Source organism: Nonomuraea spiralis (assembly GCF_014648435.1).
GTDB lineage: Bacteria > Actinomycetota > Actinomycetes > Streptosporangiales > Streptosporangiaceae > Nonomuraea > Nonomuraea spiralis.
In genome coordinates this window covers 76,420-96,241 of record NZ_BMRC01000033.1, presented here as the reverse complement: position 1 = coordinate 96,241, position 19,822 = coordinate 76,420, and the positions used below count along the sequence as shown (strand labels likewise).

24 protein-coding genes and 1 tRNA gene are annotated in these 19,822 nt (G+C 69.1%); 15 read left to right on the top strand and 10 right to left on the bottom strand.

Annotated features, from left to right (window positions below; genetic code table 11):
* Positions 1-122: 122 nt before the first annotated feature.
* Positions 123-914 carry a class I SAM-dependent methyltransferase gene (locus IEZ27_RS45700; RefSeq protein ID WP_189652962.1) on the bottom strand — a complete coding sequence of 264 codons (792 nt, stop codon included), beginning with the start codon at positions 912-914 and terminating at the stop codon, positions 123-125.
* 5 nt (positions 915-919) lie between these two features.
* Positions 920-1,666 carry an SDR family NAD(P)-dependent oxidoreductase gene (locus IEZ27_RS45695; RefSeq protein ID WP_125643127.1) on the bottom strand — a complete coding sequence of 249 codons (747 nt, stop codon included), beginning with the start codon at positions 1,664-1,666 and terminating at the stop codon, positions 920-922.
* A gap of 45 nt (positions 1,667-1,711) precedes the next feature.
* On the opposite strand from IEZ27_RS45695, the gene mshA reads away from it, so the two are divergent.
* The 4 genes from mshA (at position 1,712) to IEZ27_RS45675 (ending at position 4,784) form a co-directional block, all read left to right on the top strand.
* Positions 1,712-3,037, top strand: coding sequence for a D-inositol-3-phosphate glycosyltransferase (mshA, locus tag IEZ27_RS45690; RefSeq protein WP_189652961.1), 1,326 nt, complete (start codon positions 1,712-1,714; stop codon positions 3,035-3,037).
* A 32-nt stretch (positions 3,038-3,069) separates the two neighbouring features.
* The gene (locus tag IEZ27_RS45685) at positions 3,070-3,549 is read left to right on the top strand and encodes a type III secretion system chaperone family protein (RefSeq protein WP_189652960.1); all 480 of its coding nucleotides are present in this window, start codon (positions 3,070-3,072) and stop codon (positions 3,547-3,549) included.
* A 39-nt stretch (positions 3,550-3,588) separates the two neighbouring features.
* Positions 3,589-4,332: a phosphoglyceromutase gene (locus tag IEZ27_RS45680; RefSeq protein WP_189652959.1), complete on the top strand. Its 744-nt coding sequence runs from the start codon at positions 3,589-3,591 to the stop codon at positions 4,330-4,332.
* A gap of 203 nt (positions 4,333-4,535) precedes the next feature.
* Positions 4,536-4,784, top strand: coding sequence for a hypothetical protein (locus IEZ27_RS45675; RefSeq protein WP_125643118.1), 249 nt, complete (start codon positions 4,536-4,538; stop codon positions 4,782-4,784).
* Between the two features lie 17 nt (positions 4,785-4,801).
* Here the strand turns inward: IEZ27_RS45675 and IEZ27_RS45670 are convergent, their stop codons facing one another.
* Both IEZ27_RS45670 and phoU read right to left on the bottom strand, forming a co-directional pair.
* Positions 4,802-5,539, bottom strand: coding sequence for an SAM-dependent methyltransferase (locus IEZ27_RS45670; protein WP_189652958.1), 738 nt, complete (start codon positions 5,537-5,539; stop codon positions 4,802-4,804).
* A gap of 232 nt (positions 5,540-5,771) precedes the next feature.
* Positions 5,772-6,416 carry a phosphate signaling complex protein PhoU gene (gene phoU / locus IEZ27_RS45665; RefSeq protein WP_189652957.1) on the bottom strand — a complete coding sequence of 215 codons (645 nt, stop codon included), beginning with the start codon at positions 6,414-6,416 and terminating at the stop codon, positions 5,772-5,774.
* A gap of 132 nt (positions 6,417-6,548) precedes the next feature.
* Between phoU and IEZ27_RS45660 the strand changes: the two genes are divergently transcribed.
* The gene (locus tag IEZ27_RS45660) at positions 6,549-7,721 is read left to right on the top strand and encodes a sensor histidine kinase (protein WP_189652974.1); all 1,173 of its coding nucleotides are present in this window, start codon (positions 6,549-6,551) and stop codon (positions 7,719-7,721) included.
* A complete protein-coding gene (locus IEZ27_RS45655; protein WP_189652956.1) occupies positions 7,718-8,410 on the top strand; it encodes a response regulator transcription factor in 693 nt (230 codons plus the stop codon). The genes IEZ27_RS45660 and IEZ27_RS45655 overlap by 4 nt, the downstream gene beginning before the upstream one ends.
* Positions 8,411-8,464: 54 nt before the next feature.
* On the opposite strand, the gene IEZ27_RS45650 is transcribed toward IEZ27_RS45655, so the two are convergent.
* Entirely contained in the window at positions 8,465-9,046 is a 582-nt protein-coding gene (locus IEZ27_RS45650) for a copper chaperone PCu(A)C (protein ID WP_229824933.1), read from the bottom strand.
* 251 nt (positions 9,047-9,297) lie between these two features.
* Between IEZ27_RS45650 and IEZ27_RS45645 the strand changes: the two genes are divergently transcribed.
* From IEZ27_RS45645 to IEZ27_RS45630, 4 genes are all read left to right on the top strand, one after another.
* A complete protein-coding gene (locus IEZ27_RS45645) occupies positions 9,298-9,780 on the top strand; it encodes a CarD family transcriptional regulator (RefSeq protein WP_020544658.1) in 483 nt (160 codons plus the stop codon).
* 17 nt (positions 9,781-9,797) lie between these two features.
* Complete coding sequence (gene ispF, locus IEZ27_RS45640) at positions 9,798-10,268, top strand: 2-C-methyl-D-erythritol 2,4-cyclodiphosphate synthase (protein ID WP_125643106.1); 471 nt, start codon at positions 9,798-9,800, stop codon at positions 10,266-10,268.
* Positions 10,269-10,454: 186 nt separating this feature from the next.
* Positions 10,455-10,751 (top strand): GlsB/YeaQ/YmgE family stress response membrane protein, encoded by a 297-nt coding sequence (locus IEZ27_RS45635; protein ID WP_125643104.1) that lies wholly within the window; start codon positions 10,455-10,457, stop codon positions 10,749-10,751.
* A 98-nt stretch (positions 10,752-10,849) separates the two neighbouring features.
* A complete protein-coding gene (locus tag IEZ27_RS45630) occupies positions 10,850-11,119 on the top strand; it encodes a GlsB/YeaQ/YmgE family stress response membrane protein (RefSeq protein WP_125643102.1) in 270 nt (89 codons plus the stop codon).
* A 75-nt stretch (positions 11,120-11,194) separates the two neighbouring features.
* On the opposite strand, the gene IEZ27_RS45625 is transcribed toward IEZ27_RS45630, so the two are convergent.
* On the bottom strand, positions 11,195-12,247 hold the full coding sequence (locus tag IEZ27_RS45625; protein ID WP_189652955.1) for a DUF2637 domain-containing protein: 1,053 nt from the start codon (positions 12,245-12,247) through the stop codon (positions 11,195-11,197).
* A gap of 29 nt (positions 12,248-12,276) precedes the next feature.
* On the opposite strand from IEZ27_RS45625, the gene IEZ27_RS45620 reads away from it, so the two are divergent.
* Entirely contained in the window at positions 12,277-12,693 is a 417-nt protein-coding gene (locus IEZ27_RS45620) for a PPOX class F420-dependent oxidoreductase (protein ID WP_308427358.1), read from the top strand.
* 43 nt (positions 12,694-12,736) lie between these two features.
* Positions 12,737-14,128: a cysteine--tRNA ligase gene (gene cysS, locus IEZ27_RS45615; RefSeq protein ID WP_125643093.1), complete on the top strand. Its 1,392-nt coding sequence runs from the start codon at positions 12,737-12,739 to the stop codon at positions 14,126-14,128.
* Here cysS and IEZ27_RS45610 read toward each other — a convergent pair.
* Together IEZ27_RS45610 and IEZ27_RS45605 are read right to left on the bottom strand one after the other, a co-directional pair.
* The gene (locus IEZ27_RS45610) at positions 14,079-14,519 is read right to left on the bottom strand and encodes an NIPSNAP family protein (RefSeq protein ID WP_189652953.1); all 441 of its coding nucleotides are present in this window, start codon (positions 14,517-14,519) and stop codon (positions 14,079-14,081) included. The genes cysS and IEZ27_RS45610 overlap by 50 nt on opposite strands.
* A 96-nt stretch (positions 14,520-14,615) precedes the next feature.
* Positions 14,616-15,275, bottom strand: a complete 660-nt coding sequence (locus IEZ27_RS45605) for a class I SAM-dependent DNA methyltransferase (protein WP_189652952.1) — start codon at positions 15,273-15,275, stop codon at positions 14,616-14,618.
* Between the two features lie 126 nt (positions 15,276-15,401).
* Between IEZ27_RS45605 and rlmB the strand changes: the two genes are divergently transcribed.
* The 3 genes from rlmB (at position 15,402) to IEZ27_RS45590 (ending at position 16,764) form a co-directional block, all read left to right on the top strand.
* Positions 15,402-16,370: a 23S rRNA (guanosine(2251)-2'-O)-methyltransferase RlmB gene (gene rlmB / locus IEZ27_RS45600; RefSeq protein WP_189652951.1), complete on the top strand. Its 969-nt coding sequence runs from the start codon at positions 15,402-15,404 to the stop codon at positions 16,368-16,370.
* A 20-nt stretch (positions 16,371-16,390) separates the two neighbouring features.
* Positions 16,391-16,463 (top strand) — tRNA-Thr (locus IEZ27_RS45595).
* Positions 16,464-16,566: 103 nt separating this feature from the next.
* Positions 16,567-16,764 (top strand): DUF2283 domain-containing protein, encoded by a 198-nt coding sequence (locus tag IEZ27_RS45590; RefSeq protein ID WP_189652950.1) that lies wholly within the window; start codon positions 16,567-16,569, stop codon positions 16,762-16,764.
* Positions 16,765-16,809: 45 nt separating this feature from the next.
* Here the strand turns inward: IEZ27_RS45590 and IEZ27_RS45585 are convergent, their stop codons facing one another.
* Both IEZ27_RS45585 and IEZ27_RS45580 read right to left on the bottom strand, forming a co-directional pair.
* A complete protein-coding gene (locus IEZ27_RS45585) occupies positions 16,810-18,033 on the bottom strand; it encodes a site-specific integrase (RefSeq protein ID WP_229824931.1) in 1,224 nt (407 codons plus the stop codon).
* A gap of 104 nt (positions 18,034-18,137) precedes the next feature.
* Positions 18,138-19,640 (bottom strand): ISL3 family transposase, encoded by a 1,503-nt coding sequence (locus IEZ27_RS45580; RefSeq protein WP_308427357.1) that lies wholly within the window; start codon positions 19,638-19,640, stop codon positions 18,138-18,140.
* Positions 19,641-19,822 lie beyond the last annotated feature (182 nt).

Sequence of the window (19,822 nt, the reverse complement as noted above, 5' to 3'; positions counted from 1 at the left end):
AGAGTGCGATCAGAAGGGCGTCTAGGTCAGTCTTCACACACCGACCATGGACGCCCTTCGTCACGCTCGCAGCCGATCACCGAATTTCACATCAGCGATCTAGCGCGGATCCGCCGCCGAGCCTAGTGCGGGTCCACCGCCGACCAGGGCAGGGTCAGCTCGCCGAGCCGCCACCTGGCCGGGCCGCCGAGCGGCGGGTGCGCGGCCACCGGCCAGCGCGCGGCCAGCAGCCGTACGGACGCCAGCCAGCGCTGCCGCATCCCGTGCACCCCAAAGGGGGCGCTGACCGCCCACGCGTGGTCGAAGTCGCGCAGGAACGCATGGATGCGCTCACCCGGCACGTTCCGGTGGATGAGGGTCTTCGGCAGGCGGTCGGCCAGGTCGGAAGGCCGCTCGAAGTCGCCGAAACGGGCGGAGAACGTGAGCGTGCGCGGGCCGCCGGGGGACAGGCCCACCCAGACCGCCCGCCGTCCGGTCTCGGAGGAGGTGCCCTCGACCAGCACGCCTCCCGGGGCCAGCTTGCCGCACAACACGTCCCAGTAGTGCCAGGCATCCTCCTCGCCGTACTGGCGCAGCACGTTGAAGGCGCGGACCAGCGTCGGCGGGCGCGGGACGGGCAGCTCGAAGCCGCCGAGTACGAAGCTCAGCCCCTCCCGCTCGTACGGCTTGGCCAGCGCCACCCTGGCCGGGTCGATCTCGATGCCCACGACCTCGACGCCGGGCGCGACCGCGCGCAGCCGTTCGAACAGCTCCAGCGTGGTCGTGTGCGAGGCGCCGTAGCCGAGGTCGACGACGAGGGGACGGACGGCTGCGCGCAACGCCGGGCCGTGCACGGCGGCCGTCCAGCGGTCGACCCGGCGCAGCCGGTTGTGCCAGGTCGTGCCGCGCGTGATCGCGCCGACCGGTTTGGCCATCCGGCTCAGCCTCCGCTGACGCGGTGCACCTTGTGCTGGGCGGCCTGGGCGCGCGGCCTGATCACCAGGCGGTCGATGTTCACGTGGGACGGGCGCGTCACGCTCCAGGCGATCGCGTCGGCCACGTCCTCGGAGGTCAGCGGGTCGGGCACGCCTTCGTACACGCGGGCGGCGGCCGACTCGTCCCCGCGGAAGCGGGTGACCGCGAAGCCCTCGCTGCGGACCATGCCCGGCGCGATCTCGACGATCCGGACCGGCTGCCCGACCAGCTCCAGGCGGAGCGTCTCGGCCATCGAGGACTGGGCGTGCTTGGCCGCGCAGTAGCCGGCGCCGCCCTCGTACGAGACGAAGGCCGCGGTCGAGGTCAGCATGACCAGGACGCCGTCGCCGGACTCCACGAGTTTGGGGATCAGCGCCTGGGACATGCGTAGGGAGCCGAGCACGTTGGTGTCGTACATCTGCTGCCAGTCGTCCAGAAGGCCGTCCGCGACCGATTCCACGCCGAGCGCGCCACCGGCGTTGTTGACCAGCACGTCACAACGGTCGAGCGTGCTCACCAGCGCGTCAACCGACTCCTGAGAGGTCACGTCGAGCGTCACCGGCCTGATCGAGGGCACCTGCTCGGCCAGCTCGTCCAGCCGGTCGCGGCGCCGGGCGCCCGCCACCACCGCGTAACCTTCGGCGGCGAGCCGCCGCGCGGTCGCCTCACCGATCCCGCCGCTCGCCCCGGTCACCACTGCCGTTCTCTGCATGGCCCTCATCCTGCCAGGGCCCCGCACTGTGACCTGCGACCGGGAATGTCGAAAAAATCTGGATCGTTGTACTCCGCTTGGAGGTGGTGTCGAGTGAGGCGACGACGGGTCAGCCGGGTCGCGACCATCAGCATGCACACATCGCCACTGGACCAGCCCGGTACGGGCGACGCCGGTGGCATGAACGTGTACATCGTCGAGTCCGCCAGGAGACTGGCCCAACTCGGCGTGGAGGTGGAGATCTTCACCAGGGCCACCGCCCGCGACCAGCCGCCCGTGGCCGAACTCGCCCCCGGCGTCCTGGTGCGTCACCTGACGGCCGGGCCGTACGAGGAGATGGACCGCGCCGACCTGCCGGGGCAGATGTGCGCCTTCCTGTCCGAGGTGCTGCGCACCGAGGCCATGTACGACGCCGGCCGCTACGACGTCATCCACTCCCACTACTGGCTGTCCGGGCAGGTCGGCTGGCTGGCCAAGGAACGCTGGGGTGTGCCGCTCGTGCACACCATGCACACCATGGCCAAGGTCAAGAACCTGCTGCTGGCCCAGGACGACAAGCCGGAGCCCCAGGCCCGCGTGGTGGGCGAGGAGCAGGTCGTGGAGATCGCCGACCGCCTCGTGGCCAACACCGCCGACGAGGCCCGCGAGCTCATCGACCTGTACGGCGCCGCCGAGCAGCGCGTCGCGGTCGTGAACCCCGGCGTCAACCTCACCGTCTTCCAGCCCAGCTCACAGGGCGCCGCCCGGCATCGGCTGGGCCTGCCGCAGGACGCGCACGTCCTGCTGTTCGTGGGCCGCATCCAGCCGCTCAAGGCCCCCGACGTGCTGCTGCGCGCCGCCTCCCGCATGCTGATCGACGATCCGTCGCTGCGCGGCCGGCTGGTCGTGGCCTGCGTCGGCGGTCCGTCGGGCAACGGGCTCGCCCGGCCGTCCATCCTCACGGAACTGGCCGCCGAACTGGGCATCTCCGACGTCGTCCGGCTCGTGCCGCCGGCTCCGCAGGAGGAACTGGCAGACTGGTACCGGGCGGCGGACGTGACCGTCGTGCCCTCGTACAGCGAATCGTTCGGTCTCGTCGCCCTGGAGTCCCAGGCGTGTGGCACACCCGTCGCCGCCGCGGCGGTCGGCGGGTTGCGCACCGCCGTCCGCGACGGCGTCTCCGGCGTGCTGGTGGACGGCCACGATCCCGCCGACTGGGCCCGCGTCCTGCGCCGCTTCGTCACCGCTCCCGGCTGGCGCGACGGGTTGTCGCGGGGCGCCCGCACCCACGCGGCCGCCTTCGGCTGGCAGGCCACCGCCGGGCATCTCATGGAGGTGTACGCAGGCGCGGTCGCGAACCTGCACAAGGTGCCCGTCGCGCTCAACTTCTGACCGGTACGTCACGCACTCCTAAGCTGGGTCCCATGCGTGATGTCGTCGAAGCCGCGCTCAAGGCCGCGGACGTCTCCTACGACGAGCCGCGGCCCGGGGCGTTCCTCGTCAAACTGCCCGGACAGCACAAGCTCGCCACCATGACCTGGCTGATCGTCGGCGAGCGGGTGCTGCACGTCGAGGCGTTCTTCTGCCGGCAGCCGGACGAGAACCACGAGGAGTTCTACCGCTGGATCCTCGGCAAGAACGGCGGCATGTACGGCGTGCACTTCTCCCTCGACCCGGTGGGCGACGTCTACCTGGTCGGCCGGGTGCCGCTGGCCGCCGTCACGGAGGAGGAGGTCGACCGCCTGCTCGGCTGCGTGCTGACGTACGCGGACGACTGGTTCGACCGGGCGCTGGAGCTGGGCTTCGCCTCCTCCATCAGGCGGGAGTGGGAGTGGCGCGCCAAACGCGGCGAATCCCTGGCAAACCTCCAGGCTTTCGCTCGTTTCGCCGACCCAGGGCAGTGACCTCCAGGCGCCCGGCACGGCGGCCATAGGATTGGCCGCATGGCGACTTTGGTGCTGCTACGGCATGGTGAGAGCGACTGGAACGCGAAGGGCCTGTTCACCGGTTGGGTGGACGTCAGCCTGTCGGCCAAGGGCGAGGACGAGGCGCGCCGCGGCGGCCGGCTCCTCCAGGAGGCCGGGGTGCGCCCCGACGTCCTGCACACCAGCCTCATGACCCGGGCGATCCAGACGGCCCAGCTCGCCCTGGGCGAGGCCGACCTGCTCTGGCTCCCGGTCCGGCGGAGCTGGCGGCTCAACGAACGCCACTACGGCGCCCTCCAGGGCAAGAACAAGGCCCAGACGCGCGAGGAGTTCGGCGACGAGCAGTTCATGCTCTGGCGCCGCTCGTACGACGTGCCGCCGCCGCCCATCGCGGACGACGACGAATACTCCCAGGTCGGCGACCCCCGCTACGCCCTGCTCCCGCCGGAGCTCATGCCGCGCACGGAGTGCCTGAAGGACGTCGTCGAGCGCATGCTGCCCTACTGGTACGACGAGATCGTCCCCGACCTGGCCGCGGGCCGCACGGTCCTGGTGACCGCCCACGGCAACTCCCTGAGGGCCCTGGTCAAGCACCTCGACGGCATCGGCGACGAGGACATCGCCGGCCTGAACATCCCGACGGGCATCCCGCTGGTGTACGACCTGGACGCCGACTTCAGGCCGCGGGTGCGGGGCGGCCGCTATCTCGACCCGGAAGCCGCCAAGGCCGCCATCGAGGCAGTCGCCAACCAGGGCCGCTGAAGCCGTAGGGGCTTCGCCCGCCGGTGCGGGGGGACTCCCGGTCCCCTCGCCTCCCTTTTCGCCGGGCAGCGTTTACCGATACCGGACACCGCAATATGTGGGCCGTTCTGGGCTGTGATGCCTATGCTGCATGGAATGTGAGCACATCTGCCGGGACTGAGCGCTCCTGCCCCTTCCTTTCGCCGGCAAAGCTGGAACTCCAGGTGAACTGCACCGCCCTGCCTTCATGGGAGCCCCACGTCCCGCGCGGGCTCCTGCGCGTGGTCGAGGCGTCCTGCTGCGAGGAGTACGTCCTGTGCTTCGAAGCGGCGCAGTTCTTCGTACGGCGCGTCACCGGGCAAGGGGCCTACGAGGAGACCGCCAGGGGGCCGTACGCCCGTGCCGCCGCTGTCTGGGGCGAATTAGCGGGGCGGCACGTGTGCCGGAACCAGACGGGCGATCTCGGGACGTAACCGGCCGGGACACGCCGTCATTCGGACGTCGGGCGCAGGATCATGGTGACGAACCCGAAGACGTCCCGGTAGACGCGCAGCCACTCGACGCGATGGGTGTGGGCCGTCGTGAGCGCAGTGCAATGGTCTGGATCGTCGGGGTTGTCCAGAGCCCACGAGGCCAGTGACCCCGTCCAGGCCCATTCGTAGTCGTCGAGCTCCTGGCGGGTGCTGATGTGCCCGTACACCGGCGTCCAGCCGTCGGCGGTGACGCGGTCCATCATGGCCGGCAGGTCGGTCAGCTCGCCGAGCATCTCCACCGCCTCGGGTGACGGCTTCTGGGCCCAGAAACCGTCGCCGACCAGGACACGCCCGCCGGGAGCCAGGTGCTCGCGCGCGGCCGCGAGCGTGGGCAGCAGGCCGCCGAACGCGTGCGTCGCCCCGACACTCATCACCAGGTCGAACGCGTGCGGCGAGGTGAACTCCGCGGCGTCCTCGCCGTGGAGGACGAGGCGGTCGCCGACGCCGCGCGCCGCCGCGCTCTCGCGAGCCCGCGCCAGCGCGCCCTCGGCGACGTCCACCCCTTCGGCCCGCAGTTTCGGGTACGCGCCCAGCGCCCGCAGCAGCCATTCCCCGCCGCCGCAGCCGAGGTCGAGCACGCGCGAGTCACCTTGGGGGAGCCCGCGTTCCAGAAGGCGGCGCACCGATTCGTCGTCGAGCGGGGCCGCGATCGGATGATCCGCATGGGCGAGCCTGGAGATCTGTTCACGATTCACCGGCGGAGCCTGCCACAGGCGGAGACCGGACCGCATCCGCTTTTGGCCAGGAGACGGGACGCTGTGCAGGCGTCTGTAGGGCATTGCTGGGGTTCGTCCAGCCGAATTGCCTCGCCTGCCGGGCATTCTGGGGCACCAGGAACGTCCGGAGGAGGTAGTGGCGCGGGCCGTCCCGGGATGGGAGAGCCCGCGTCCGAGAGGCGGAGTGTGTGCCGGTGTCCGTACGGGACCGTCAGCTGGGGCGGGTGCCCGTCACCAGGTAGACGACGTCCCCCGCGACCCGTACCGCGTGGTCGGCGTACCGCTCGTAGTAGCGCCCGATCAGGGTGATGTCGATCGCCGGCTCCACGCCGTGCTGCCAGTCCTTGGCCAGGATGTTGCGGAACAGCCGCCGGTGCAGCCGGTCCATGGCGTCGTCGTCCTGCTCCAGCTCAAGCGCCGACTCCACGTCCCTGGAGGCCACGCAGCTGCCGGCCTTGGTGACCAGGTTCTCGGCGATCTGCCCCATTTCGACGATGGTCGAGCGCGTCTCCGGGGGAATCGCCGAGTCGGGGTGCCGCAGCCGGGCCACCTTGGCCACGTGGACGGCGAGGTCGCCCATGCGTTCAAGGTCGGTGCCCATGCGCAGCGCCGTGATGACCATTCGCAGGTCCACCGCGACCGGCTGCTGCCTGGCCATCAGCTCGAAGATCGACGACTCGATGTCGGCGAACGTGGCGTTCACTTCCTGGTCGCGCGAGATGACGCTCTCGGCGAGCTGGAGGTCGGCGTCGAGGAGGGCCGTGGTGGCACGGGAGATGGCCGAGCGGACAAGCCTCGTCATCTCGACGAGCTTGCCGGTCAGGAGATCAAGTTCTTCATGGTACGCGTCGCGCATGTCGTCACCGTACGTGCCGCTTGATGAACGAACCTCTACTGCGAGATGAACTTTCCAGGAAAGGGCCGTTCATCCGCAGGTGAGAGGTCTGTCCCTTGGACTTCGCCACCTAACATCGAAGGCATGAGTGAGATGGCCATGAGCTTCGCGGCCCTGGCCGGGTTCGTCGTGGGAGCCCTGGCGGTCCTGTTCTACAGGAATCAGATCGAGGCTCCGAAGAGGACCGATCCAGCCGACGGCGTCGAGACCGGAGCGGCGCTGCCCCAGGGCGTGGCCTCCGTGCTCGCCGTGCTCCCCTCGTCCGCCGTCGTGCTCGACGCGCACGACCGCGTGCTGCGCGCCAGCTCGGCCGCACGCGCGTTCGGGCTGGTCAAGGGCGACAGGCTGATGGCCGCTGAGCTGCTCGCACTGGCAAGACAGGTACGCCGCGACGGCGAGATCCGCGAGAGCGAGATCGACGTCGCCGGTCACAAGTTCGGCCAGGAGACGACGAACTTCGCCGTCCGCGTGGCCCCCCTCGGCTCCTACGGCCAGGTGCTGGTGCTGGCCGAGGACCAGACAGAACGACGCCGGGTCGAGGCCGTACGCCGCGACTTCGTCGCCAACGTCAGCCACGAGCTGAAGACCCCGGTGGGCGCGCTGAGCCTGCTCGCCGAGACCATCCAGGACGCCGCCGACGACCCCGACGCGGTCACCCGCTTCGCCGGGCGCATGCAGCACGAGGCGGCCCGGCTCACCTACCTCGTCCAGGACTTGATCACGCTGAGCAGGATCCAGGGCGCCGAGCCCATACCCACCCCGGGCCAGGTGGCCATCGACGAGGCCGTCCACGACGCCATCGACCACTGCAACACCAAGGCGGTGGCCAAGGACATCACGCTGGTCACCGGCGGCACCGAGGGGCTGCGCATCTGGGGCGACGACGAGCTGCTCGTCACCGCCCTGCGCAACCTCATCGACAACGCCGTCGCCTACAGCCCCGAGCACACGCGGGTCGTGGTCAGCGTCAGACCGGCCGGCGACTCCGTCGAGATCAGCGTCAGCGACCAGGGCATCGGCATCCCCGAGGAGTCTCTGGAGCGCATCTTCGAACGCTTCTTCCGCGTCGACGCGGCCAGGTCACGGGCGACCGGAGGCACCGGGCTCGGCCTGGCCATCGTCAAGCACGTCGCCGCGGCCCACGCGGGCGAGGTGTCCGTCTGGAGCAAGGAAGGCTCCGGCTCCACCTTCACCCTCCGTCTGCCCGCCTTCGGCGGGACGGCGGTGGCAGTACCACCCTCGATTCCCCTGGAGGCCGCAAAATGACCAGAGTTCTAGTGGTTGAGGATGAGGAGTCCTTCTCCGACGCCTTGTCCTACATGCTGCGCAAGGAGGGCTTCGAGGTGTCGGTCGCGGCGACCGGGCCCGAGGCGCTCGACACGTTCGACCGCAACGGCGCCGACCTCGTACTGCTCGACCTGATGCTGCCCGGTCTGCCGGGCACCGAGGTGTGCCGCTCGCTGCGGCAGCGCTCGAAGGTGCCGGTCATCATGCTGACCGCCAAGGACAGCGAGATCGACAAGGTCGTGGGCCTGGAGCTGGGCGCCGACGACTACGTGACCAAGCCGTTCTCCTCGCGGGAGCTGGTGGCGCGCATCCGCGCGGTGCTGCGCCGTCAGGGCGACGTGGTGGAGGAGCTGGAGACGGCGATCCTGGCCGTCGGCCCGGTGCGCATGGACGTCGACCGGCACGTCGTCGCGGTGCGCGGCGAGCAGGTGCAGCTGCCGCTGAAGGAGTTCGAGCTCCTGGAGGTGCTGCTGCGCAACGCCGGCCGGGTGCTGACCCGCGGCCAGCTCATCGACCGCGTCTGGGGCGCCGACTACGTGGGCGACACCAAGACCCTCGACGTGCACGTCAAGCGGCTGCGCGCGAAGATCGAGGCCGACCCGTCCAACCCGCGCTGCATCCTCACCGTACGGGGCCTGGGCTACAAGTTCGACGCCGCCGAGGAGTGACCAACCCTTGTTCTGGTACGTGGGTTCGTACCAGAACAAGGGTTTTTCATGTCGTCAGTGGGTCTCTTCGGTGGCCTCGGACGTGGCGGTCGCCGAGGGTGTGGGAGCCGGGGTGGCGTTAGGGGCCGGGGGGTAGTCCTTGAACTCACGGCTGCGCGTGACCACAGGCACGTTCAGGGACACTGTCCCGGCGTTGGCGAACTGGAGGTCCAGCCGGATGCTCTCGCCGCCTCTGAGGCTTGTGGAGATGCTCTCAAGCATCAGCTGCGGCTGCGGCTTGCCGGTGTTCACGAGCTGGTTCGGGGGAAGCTGGATCGGCGCGGTCACCTTCACGGACGCGACCGAGCCCGCGGAGACGGCCTGGAGGGTGTCCGGCGCGCCCGCGGTGTTGAGGATGTTGAGGTAGATCGGGGCCGAGCCACGCCAGGCGAGCTGGGCGCCGGAGTCGGGTCCGAGGATGAACGCCTGCGGGATGTGAATGCCGCGCGTGCCATAAGCACCCTGGTCGATGAGCGCGACCGCCTCGTTCGGTGCGTACGGCTTGTTGGTGTTGGCGTCGATTCCCGCCCCGCAGCCCGCCAGCACGGGGGCTGCCAAGAACGCGGCGGCTACGACAATCCAGCGACGGCTGGTCACGTGCGGGTTCTCCTTGGTCTTGCGCGGGTATGGCGCATGGGTGTTGGGCAGCGCCTACCATATCCACCTGAATCCATGGTCATATCCGCACCCCCGCAGGTCATTCGCTATGTCCGGAAATGCGATTCATACTGTCCACAGCTTGTCAAGCCCCAATATGCGGCTTTGACCTGCAGTTATGAGGATTTCACTGTTCCGGGAGGCTGTGGATGCGTGGTACCCTGGAGTACAGCGGAAGGGGTACTTGTCACATGACTTTCCAGGTCGGCGACACTGTCGTCTACCCCCACCATGGGGCTGCTCGGATCGAAGCAATCACGACGCGATCCATCAAGGGTGAGGAAAAGACCTACCTGGTGCTCAAGGTCGACAAGGGCGACCTTACCGTCCAGGTGCCAGCAGAAAACGCGGAACTCGTCGGGGTGCGCGACGTCGTCGGCCAGGAAGGCCTTGAGCGGGTTTTCGATGTTCTTCGGATGCCGCACACGGAAGAGCCGACCAACTGGTCGCGCCGTTACAAGGCCAATCTGGAGAAGCTCGCGTCCGGCGATGTGAACAAGGTTGCGGAGGTGGTCCGCGACCTGTGGCGTCGCGACCGCGAGCGCGGCCTGTCGGCGGGTGAGAAGCGCATGCTCGCCAAGGCTCGTCAGATCCTCGTGAGCGAGCTCGCCCTCGCCGAGAAGACCAATGAGGACAAGGCTGAGGCCCTGCTCGACGAGGTTCTCAACTCCTGAACACGAATCTTCCACGGGTGGGCGTCGGAGTCGACGTCCACCCGTTCGCTTCGGCTGGTTCAGGGCGTGAGCTCAGCCTCGCCGGCCTGCGCTGGCCTGACGAGACGGGGCTCGACGGCCATTCCGACGGCGACGTCGCCGCCCACGCGGCCTGCGACGCGTTGTTGTCCGCGGCCGGCCTGGGCGATCTGGGCGGGCTGTTCGGTACGTCCGACCCGCGTTGGGCGGGTGCTTCCGGGGCCACACTGCTGGAGGAGACCGCCCGCCAGGTGCGCGCGGCGGGCTTCGAGATCGGCAACGTGGCCGTCCAGGTGATCGGTAACCGTCCCAAGATGGCTCCTCGGCGCGCCGAGGCCGAACTGGCGCTCAGCGGCGCCGTGGGGGCGCCTGTGAGCGTCTCCGCCACCACCACGGACGGGCTCGGGCTCACCGGGCGCGGCGAGGGGATCGCCGCCGTCGCCACGGCCGTCGTGGTCAACCTTTCCTAGGCATTACGCGTCATATGTATGGGATGCGTGAGGGTGTCCCGGCGGGTCGTCGCCGAACCCGCCAGCTGTGGGGGGCGGCGGTTCGTCACTGGCGCGGTACGGATCGCCGCCTTCAGGGGGTAGTTTCCCGAGGTGTCGGGTATGTCCCCTCCTGAGACATGTGAACGTCTTCGGGGGGAGCTACACATGATCGGCGCGATTGTGTCTGCAGTGGTCATCGGCGCCATCGTCGGTGCGCTGGCCCGGCTGATAGTGCCTGGCAGGCAGAACATGTCCATCGGCCTGACCCTCATCGTCGGCATCGTGGCCGCGTTGATCGGAACGCTGATCGCGCAGGCGTTCGGATGGGCCGACACCAAGGGCATCGACTGGCTGGAACACATACTTCAGCTCGTGCTGGCCGTGGTCGGCGTGCTCCTTGTGACGAAGTGGGGCGCGGGACGCGGCGGACGCGGTGGAGACGCCCGGCGAACCACGACCTGACCTGGTCATTCGAAACACCGGCGCATAATCGTCGGCGATCGGGTAGCGAAGCTCCCCGTGAGAGTGAACGGCTCACCCTCACGGGGAGGTTTCGTGTCATGACCATTCAGTCCATCCTTGGCGCCATTGTGATTGGCGCCGTCATCGGCGCAATCGGTCGCCTGCTGCTTCCCGGCAGGCAGGCCATCGGGTGGATCCTCACCATCGTCGTCGGCATCGTTGCCGCTCTGCTGGGCACGGTCATCGCGCAGGTGCTCGGCGTCGAGACGACCCCCGGTATCGACTGGATCGAGCTGGTGATGCAGGTCGTCCTGGCCGTCGTAGGTGTCGGCCTGGTCGCCGGCCTGCGCCGCGGTTCCAGGGTCTAGACGGGATTACACGAAACGGCCCGTCCGGGATGTCCCGGACGGGCCTCTCGTGTGCTCATCGCGTGTGGTGGTGGCTCATTCCTCGGGCTCCGGCGGGCGCGGAGTGCTGCGCAGACGGCCGGACGGGGCCGGAGCCTCCTCGTGGATCACCGGGTGGGGCACGGTGTCCTCAGAGACACGTTCGTGCGCCCGAGGCTCGTCAGCCTTGTAAGGCTCGTCGTCGGCCGCTTCGGGGCCGTGGGCGGGGTCGGGACGGGCGACGCGTACGTCCTCGACGACCGGGACGGGCTGGGTGTCGACGTCGCGTGTGTCGATGCGGGGGTGCACCAGGACGTCGGTCGGCTTGACCCGGTCACCCCATCGGACCGGCCGCCTCAGCGGCACGGGTTCGGGTTCCGGTTCCGGTTCGGGGGCCGGTTCGGGCTCGGGTTCCGGCTCCGGCTGGGGTTCGGGCTCAGGCTCGGGTTCTGGCTCGGGTTCGGCGGCGGGGGCTAACGCGCGTGTCGGGGCCGCGTCGGGCTCCTGTCGTACGGCCCACTCGGACACCCCGGTCGAGACCGGCGGCGTCTCCGGGGCGGCCGTGGGCCCGACCAGCGGCGTGGGCTCCAGTACGGGCGTGGGCGCCTCCGTCACGAGCGGAGGCGGCGTGCCGGCCGCCCGGCCCGGGTGGAAGGGCACGATGTCGTCGTCCTCCTCCTCCCGCGCCGCACCCCGGTGAGCCTGTACGTGCTTGATCAGCAGCAGCCAGAGCCACAGGGCCACGGCCAGCATGACCCAGGGCGCCAGAGCCACGCCCACGGCCACCTGGCGCGCGTCGAAGGTGAACCGCAGCGCCGTCGCCACGTTCGCCGCCGCGGCGGCCACGATGAGCAGGACCAGCACGGTCGCCGCCTGCGCCCGCACCAGGCGCCGGGCGGGGCGCAGCAGCAGCACGCCGAGCAGCGCGACCACGAGCAGCGCGTCGAACGCGGCCGGGTAGAGGAAGGCGAGATCCTGGCGGGCCTCGCCGGTGATGGCCAGCGCACGCAGATCGTCGAAGGACAGCGCGCAGGCGGCTCCGGTCAGAGCGGCCACCGCGAGCCCCGCCAGGGCGATGCCCAGGCGACGGAGCGTAGAGGGGGGAGTCACGTCCATGGCGCCTTCGAGCCTACAGAAGAATGGCAATCAAGACCGATCAAGGGAGACACATGCCCGAGCTGCCGGAAGAAGCACGCAGACTCCTGGACGCCCCGAACTATGCGACGGTGACCAGTATCAACCCCGACGGCAGCCCGCAGTCGACCGTCGTGTGGGTGCGCACGGACGGCGACGAGGTGCTGTTCTCGACCGTCAGGGGCCGCGTGAAGCCGCGCAACTTCGACCGCGACCCGCGTACGAGTCTGCTGGTCATCGACCCGGACAACCCCTACCGCTATGTCGAGGTACGCGGCCGGGTGGAGGTCGAGGAGGACCCGGAGGGCGAGCTGATCGAGGAACTGTCCCAGAAGTACCGGGGCCAGCCGTGGCAGGACAAGCCGGGCACCGAGCGCCTGATCATCCGAATTCGTCCGGACAAGGTCACGGTACGAGGCTGAGTAATCGGCCTACGAGGGCCTCCGAGGCGTTAGCCTTGCCTTCGTGAGCCTGCACATCTACGACACCAGCACGCGCGCCATCCGTGAATTCGTTCCGGTCGAAGCCGGCCGGGCGTCGATTTACCTGTGTGGGGCGACCGTGCAGGCTCCTCCGCACATCGGGCACATCCGCTCGGGCGTGAACTTCGACGTGCTCAGGCGCTGGCTCGCGCGTTCCGGATACGACGTGACGTTCTGCCGCAACGTCACCGACATCGACGACAAGATCATCCGGGTGTCGGCCGAGGAGGCCGTGTCCTGGTTCGTGATCGCCGAGCGCAACCAGCGGGCCTTTACCTGGGCGTACGACACGCTCGGCTGCCTGCCGCCCACCGTCGAGCCGAGGGCGACCGGCCACGTGCCCGAGATGATCACGCTCATGGAGCGGCTGATCGAGCGCGGCCATGCCTACGCCTCGGGCGGCGACGTCTACTTCAGCGTCCAGTCCTACGCCGACCACTACGGCAAGCTCTCCAACCAGAAGCTGGAGAACATGCGGGCCGCGGCCGACACCGACGACGAGACGTGCAAGCGCGACCCGCGCGACTTCGCGCTGTGGAAGGGCGCCAAGCCGGGCGAGCCCACCTGGCCCACGCCGTGGGGGCTCGGCCGTCCCGGCTGGCACCTGGAGTGCTCGGCGATGGCCACGAAGTACCTCGGGCCGACGTTCGACATCCACGGCGGCGGCATCGACCTGATCTTCCCGCACCACGAGAACGAGATCGCCCAGTCGCAGGCGGCCGGCGACGGCTTCGCGCGCTACTGGATGCACAACGGCATGCTCAAGATCGGCGCCGAGAAGATGAGCAAGTCGCTCGGCAACTCGCTGCTGATCCCCGACATGGTGCAGAAGGTCCGGCCGGTGGAGCTGCGCTACTACCTGGCCGCGCCGCACTACCGTTCCTCGATCGACTACTCCGAGGAGGCGCTGCTGGAGGCGGCGGCGGCCTACCAGCGCATCGAGGGCTTCGTCACCCGCGCCGCCGAGGTGATCCACGACGTCGACGCCGACGCGCCCCTTCCGCAGGCGTTCGCCGACGCGCTCGACGACGACCTCGGCACCCCGCAGGCGCTCGCCGTCGTGCACGAGGTGGTGCGCGAGGGCAACGTGGCGCTGGCGCGGGGCGACAAGGAGGCCATCGCGCGCCTCCTGGCCGAGACCCAGAACATGCTCGACGTGCTCGGCCTCGACCCCCGTTCGCCGCAGTGGCGTGGAGCCGGCTCCGACCTGTCGCCGGTGGTCGACGCGCTGGTGGCGGTGGCTCTGGAGCAGCGCAAGGCCGCGCGGGCCCGTAAGGACTACGCGGCGGCCGACGCGATCCGCGACCAGCTCACGGAGGCGGGCATCACGGTCGAGGACACGCCCCACGGGGCACGCTGGGAGCTGTCCCGCTGATCATCGCCGCCGGTTCCGACGGCGGGCCGCTTCCGCGCCCGCCGTCGTTCCGGTCCGGCTGGCGGCGCAGGGCCCTGACAGCGTCGTCGCCCGCCTCGATCACGATCGTGTGGTAGCCGTCGATGCGCGAGACGATGCCCTCGCGCGGGCCCCGCAACCATTCCGCGCTGCCGTAGAACGCGTCCTCCTGCTCGTCGCGGGCCTCCCTGGAGGGGAAGGCCCGGATGAGGTACGCCTCCTCGTGGCCGTCCTCGTCCACGAGGGAGGCGCCGTGGGCCACCACGTCGATGCCGGCCTTGGCCAGCAGCGGAAGAGACTCCTCACGCATGATCCGGACGAAGTCCTCGCGGGTGCCCGGCTTGAGGCGGTAGGTGCGGATTTCCAGGATCACGTGACTGCTCCTTCGGCGTGCGCGTGGCAGGAGGACGGCTGGCACGCTACCCGCGATCGCTGACATCCACTGTCAGTGGGACGGCCCCGGTTTCCCTCAGGCGTGGGGCCTGTGGGCCAGGAAGAAGGCCTGAGGGCCTGAGCGGGGCCTCTCGCTCTCGTCGGGCTCGCGGATGAGCTGGGCGTCCAGGACGAGTCCGGCCTTGCTCAGGAGGTCGGCGACGTGCTCGGGGGGCGTCCAGTAGACGTCGAGCGAGAGCTCGTGGCCGTAACCCTGGCTGAGGTGGCGGCGTTCGTCGCCGACCTTGAACGCGATCAGCAGATGGCCGCCCGGGGCGAGCACCCGGTGGATCTCGGCGAACACCGTCGGCAACAGCTCCGGCGGGGTGTGCACGGTCGAGTACCAGGCGACGGCGCCGGACAGCGAGCCGTCCGCCAGGTCGAGAGCGGTCATCGAACCCTCCTCGAACCGCAGGTCCGGGTGGGTCTCGCGGGCCACCTCGACCATCTTCGGGGACAGGTCGACGCCGAAGACGTTCACCCCGAGGGAACGCAGATGGGCGGTGATGCGCCCCGGACCGCAGCCGAGATCGGCCACCTCTCCGGCGTCCGGCCCCTGCACGTGCTCGGCGAAGGCCGCCAGCATGGCGCGGTCGAACGGCTTGGTGTCCAGTTCGTGCCTGAGCAGTTCGGCGTAGTCGGCGGCGACGGTGTCGTAGGCCGTCCGGGTGGCGTGGAGGTAGGCGGACTCAGTCATGGCCCAGGACGATAGCTCCCCTCGCCGGTGGCCAAGGGAGATTTCCGGCCTTTGCCGCGGGACGCGCGTCGCGGTGAGCCGTTCCCGCGGGATCGGGTGGGTCGGCGGGCCGATACCCTTGATGGCATGGCAGCAGGCGGTAGGGCATCGGGCAGGCCCGCGAAGAAGAAGGGCCCGGCCAAGGGCACCGGGGGCCAGAAGCGCCGGTCGCTCGAGGGCAGGGGCGCGACGCCGCCTGCCGAGATGCGCCACTGGTACAAGGACAAGGCCAGGACCGAGCGCATCGCCAGGGAGGATCGCGGCGGCACGCGCCGTCCGGCCGCGGGCGCGGCCAGGCAGAAGCGTTCCGAGGACGCCCCCGAATACATCGGCGGCCGTAACCCGGTGCTGGAGGCGTTGCAGGCCGGCGTGCCCGCCAACGCCCTCTATGTCGCCCAGCGCGTCGAGAACGACGACCGCGTACGCGACTCCATCAAGATCGCGGCCGAGCGCGGCATCGCGCTGCTCGAAGTCACCCGCGAGAAGCTCGACCGGATGACCGAGGGCGTCGTCCACCAGGGCATCGCGCTCCAGATCCCGGCCTATGACTACGCTCACCCGTCCGAGCTGGTGGAGCTGGCCCAGGACGCGGCCGAGGTGCCGCTGATCGTGGCGCTCGACTCGGTCACCGACCCGCGCAACCTGGGCGCCATCGCCCGTTCCGCCACGGCCTTCGGCGCCCACGGCCTGCTCATCCCGTCCCGCCGTTCGGCCGGGGTGACCGGCGGTGCGTGGAAGACCTCGGCCGGCACCCTCGCCACACTCCGCGTCGCCCGCGCCTCCAACCTGACGGCCGCCCTCCGTGAATACCGCGAAGCCGGACTTTTCATCGTCGGCCTGGACGGCGCCGGAAAGATCGACATCGGTGACGCCGACCTCCTCGCCGAGCCGCTCGTGATCGTGGTCGGCTCCGAGGGGAAGGGACTCGGGCGGCTGGTGCGGGAACAGTGCGACCTGGTCGTCCGCATCCCGATGCAGGCGGCGGCGGAGTCGCTCAACGCGGGAGTGGCGGCTGGTGTGGCGTTGTACGAGGTCGCTCGTCACAGGCGGCTCTAGCGTCTACACTGGTAGGCCGTGCCGACGTAGCTCAATCGGCAGAGCATCTGTCTTGTAAACAGAAGGTCAGGGGTTCGATTCCCCTCGTCGGCTCTGCAACAGGAAGCCCCTGAACAGGCGTTATGCCGTCAGGGGCTTCCTTGTTTGTCAGGACAATGTCGCGATCTTGCTAACACTCTTGCTAACAGGAGATCTCATGGCTCTGGAAGAGCACCCGGGGACATGGACCTACGACCCTGAGGCCGGAGCCGCGTACGTCTACCTGCGAGGTCCTATCGCTCAGGGTGGGGTTGCGAGGACGGTCACGATGGATGAAGCGATGGTCAACTTGGATCTCGATTCCGATGGGCGTGTGATCGGCATCGAGATCCTTGCTGAATGGCCCGAACCATAGAAAGAGGGCCCTCCCGAAGATGGAGAGCCATCTCTGTACGTGACATCAGGCCGTGCTTCTGAGTGCTTCGGCGAAGACGTCTGCGGCGGTCGCCGCTTGCTCGGTGATGACGTGCGCGTAAACCCGGAGCGTGATGGCGGGATCAGCGTGGCCAAGGCGGGCCGCCACGACGTGGACGGGGACGCCGGCCAGGAGCAGGGTCGTGGCGTGGATGTGGCGGAGATCGTGCAGACGGGCGTGCGGGAGTTGGGCTTTCGGGTTCTGTACGTTGTGGGTCTTGATGAGCTTGGGCATCAAGGAGCTGGGTGTGTCAGGGAACAGCGGATCTCCCCAGCCGGTGGTGAAGACGTATGCGCCGCCGCCCTTCCAGGATTCGCCGAGGCGGAGGCGTTCCTCGTCCTGGCGGGCGCGGTGGGCCTTGAGGACCTTGACTGTGCCGAGGTCGAGGGACACCACGCGGGAACGTCCGCTCTTGGTGGTGCCTTCGACCCGCTGGCGGTCGATCACTGCCGCCGTGCCGGTGATGTGGATCTGCGGCTTGTCCAGGTCGACGTCTGTCCAACGGAGGTTGAGCAGCTCCCCGCGTCGCGCGCCGGTGTAGGCGGCCAGGTGGAAGAAGGCGTACAGGCGATGCTCTTGTGTGGTGCCGAGGAAGGCGCGGAGCTGGGCAGGGGTCCAGATCATGCCCGGTTCCGTGGCCTGGACGCGCGGGAGCTTGGCGCGTTCGGCGGGGTTGTTGGGAAGTAGTTCGTCCACGAGTACGGCGTCCGTGAGGGCCTTACGGAGCACCGTGTGGACGTGCTTGACGGTGTTCGCCGCCAGTGGGCCGCCCTTCTTGCCCCCGCTCGTCAGCAGGTCCCGGTAGAACTTGGTGATCGCTGAGGGGCGTAGTGCTTGCAAGCGGACCGTGCCGATTCGAGGTGTGATGTAGAGGCGGATCATGTCGCGGTAGCCCTTGAGGGTGTGCGGCTTGATCTCGACGGCGTGCCCTTCGATCCATTCGGCGAGGTATGCGGCGACCGTGATCGCGTTCCGATCGATGTACTCGCCGCGCCGTGCCCTCACCCTGGCTTCGTCGCGAGCGGCCTTGGCGTCGTCCTCAGTGGCGAAGCCGCTCACCCAGCGCGGCTTGCTCTCGCCGGTCTCAGGGTCCTTGACGCGGATGACGTACGACCAGGTGTTGCCGCGCTTCATGACGCCGTCGCGCAGTCTGGGTGCCTTCCTTTTGCGCGGCTGCTCGTCCGGCGTGCCGATGAGGGTCTTGGTCATACGGCGACCTCCTTCCTGGTCAGGCGGGTGATGTAGTCGGTAAGGGCAGATAGGGACTGTCTAGATAACGGCTCTGGCCCACTTTCGGTGGTGACGGAAAGTGGTTAGCCGAGCAGGATGCGATGGCGAAGGAGCGCGAAGCTGGCTCGCCCGTACATCTGCCTCTTGATCATTTTCGTTTTGGTGTTGACGCCTTCGGTGCCGCCGTTGTGGAACGGGAGGGTGAGGGCGGCGTTGACGGCGGCCCGGTCGTAGTCCAGCCCGCGGGTGAAGGCGTGCAGGTGAGGCAGGTCGACCTGCCGCGCTTGTCCGATCCAGGCGGTCAGTCGCTGGTCGTTGCCCTGCTTGGGATCGAGGAGAGCGGCGAAGTCCCGGACGAATGTCGCGAGCATGGTCATCTCGTGGCAGGCGTTGATGGTGGCATCCAGTCGCTCGGCGTGGTGGCCGATGAGCTTGCTCGGTTCGGTGAGAAGAAGGCCGGCCAGACGCTTGGGTGAGATCGCGGGCCGGTCGCATTCGACGCGGCCTTGGTTGATGTAGCGGTAGAGCAGGTTCTGGCTGCCGATATAGCCGAGTTTCTTGATCTCGGCGAGGAGTTGCTGGACCGGGACGGCGGGATCGTCGGCCCGGCGTTCACGCAGATGGTCGCGGAACGGGTCGACGAGCGTGGGCCGGTATTTCGGCACGCGTACCAGCCGTTCGGGTTGGCTGACCCGGGCGTAGCGCTTGACGGTGTTGAGCGCCAGGCCGAGACGGCGGGCGCATTCCAGCAGACCGACACCCTGATTGAGCAGGGCATGAACCTGCTGCCAGCGCTCGCGTGTGGTGGCGGACCGTACCCCTTCTTTCGGCGGCGGGCCGGTCTTGCCCCAGCAGATCGAGTGCGCGGCGACCTCCTTGACCACGGCTTCGGCCAGGTTGTGCCAGATATGCCAGCGATCACCGATCTGCACTGCGTTCGGCAGGGCGCGACGGATCGCCTCGGCATAGGCGCCGCTGCTGTCCCGGCACACCATCCGCACCCCGGGGTGGGCACGCAGCCACGCCTGCAAGGTGTCGGCCTGACGATCGGCGAGCACATCGATCCGTTCCCGCGTCATCGCGTCGATGATCACGGTGGCGTAGCGGTGTCGTTTACGGAGCGCGAAGTCGTCCACCCCGATCACCTCCGGCGCCGGACGAGCCGGCAGGGGCAGGCGCAGCAACGAACGGACGGCGCTCTGCCGCGACATCCTGACTCCCAGCATGGCCAGCAGGCGCGATCCCGCCCGCCCGGCCAGTTCCCGCACCACTGCCCCCACCTGCGTGGTCAAGGCGATCGTGCGGCGCTGATACGGCTCGGCCAGCCCGGGCAGCGGCTCTCGGAACGTCTGCCGCTCACACCCGACCGTCGGGCACCTCAGCCGCCGCAACCGCAGCCGCACCAGCACTCGCTGCCCGCCAACCGGAAGGTCAGCCAGCTGACGATCCACATAGCCGTGCACCCGCCCGGCCGCCCCACAGCCGGGACACGCCACCGGCGCGTCCCTGGAGGCAACATGCACCACGATCGCCCTTGCTCTGAGTTGAACACTGCCGATGGCCAGGCCGGCCAGTTGAGGGAACACCAGCCTCGCAAGATCTTCTACGTCACACCTGCGTCACGCTGACACAGCACTCCGAGACAGCCATGGACCGACACGAACCCTCACACTCCGTCACCACCGAAAGTGGACCAGAGCCGTTGTTTTTACAGTCCCGCGCTGCGGCTCTTCGGCCGGTCGCGGCCCGCGACCACCCACGCGCTCGT

Coding starts and splice junctions, on each gene's coding strand:
- phoU (WP_189652957.1), bottom strand. CDS start 6,416: ATGCGCGACGCGTACCATGAAGAACTTGATCTCCTGACCGGCAAGCTC.
- IEZ27_RS45700 (WP_189652962.1), bottom strand. CDS start 914: ATGGCCAAACCGGTCGGCGCGATCACGCGCGGCACGACCTGGCACAAC.
- IEZ27_RS45585 (WP_229824931.1), bottom strand. CDS start 18,033: ATGACCAAGACCCTCATCGGCACGCCGGACGAGCAGCCGCGCAAAAGG.
- IEZ27_RS45685 (WP_189652960.1), top strand. CDS start 3,070: ATGCGTGATGTCGTCGAAGCCGCGCTCAAGGCCGCGGACGTCTCCTAC.
- rlmB (WP_189652951.1), top strand. CDS start 15,402: ATGGCAGCAGGCGGTAGGGCATCGGGCAGGCCCGCGAAGAAGAAGGGC.
- IEZ27_RS45645 (WP_020544658.1), top strand. CDS start 9,298: ATGACTTTCCAGGTCGGCGACACTGTCGTCTACCCCCACCATGGGGCT.
- IEZ27_RS45630 (WP_125643102.1), top strand. CDS start 10,850: ATGACCATTCAGTCCATCCTTGGCGCCATTGTGATTGGCGCCGTCATC.
- IEZ27_RS45695 (WP_125643127.1), bottom strand. CDS start 1,666: ATGCAGAGAACGGCAGTGGTGACCGGGGCGAGCGGCGGGATCGGTGAG.
- IEZ27_RS45655 (WP_189652956.1), top strand. CDS start 7,718: ATGACCAGAGTTCTAGTGGTTGAGGATGAGGAGTCCTTCTCCGACGCC.
- IEZ27_RS45680 (WP_189652959.1), top strand. CDS start 3,589: ATGGCGACTTTGGTGCTGCTACGGCATGGTGAGAGCGACTGGAACGCG.
- IEZ27_RS45620 (WP_308427358.1), top strand. CDS start 12,277: ATGGCAATCAAGACCGATCAAGGGAGACACATGCCCGAGCTGCCGGAA.
- IEZ27_RS45660 (WP_189652974.1), top strand. CDS start 6,549: ATGGCCATGAGCTTCGCGGCCCTGGCCGGGTTCGTCGTGGGAGCCCTG.
- IEZ27_RS45635 (WP_125643104.1), top strand. CDS start 10,455: ATGATCGGCGCGATTGTGTCTGCAGTGGTCATCGGCGCCATCGTCGGT.
- IEZ27_RS45605 (WP_189652952.1), bottom strand. CDS start 15,275: ATGACTGAGTCCGCCTACCTCCACGCCACCCGGACGGCCTACGACACC.
- IEZ27_RS45590 (WP_189652950.1), top strand. CDS start 16,567: ATGGCTCTGGAAGAGCACCCGGGGACATGGACCTACGACCCTGAGGCC.
- mshA (WP_189652961.1), top strand. CDS start 1,712: ATGTCGAAAAAATCTGGATCGTTGTACTCCGCTTGGAGGTGGTGTCGA.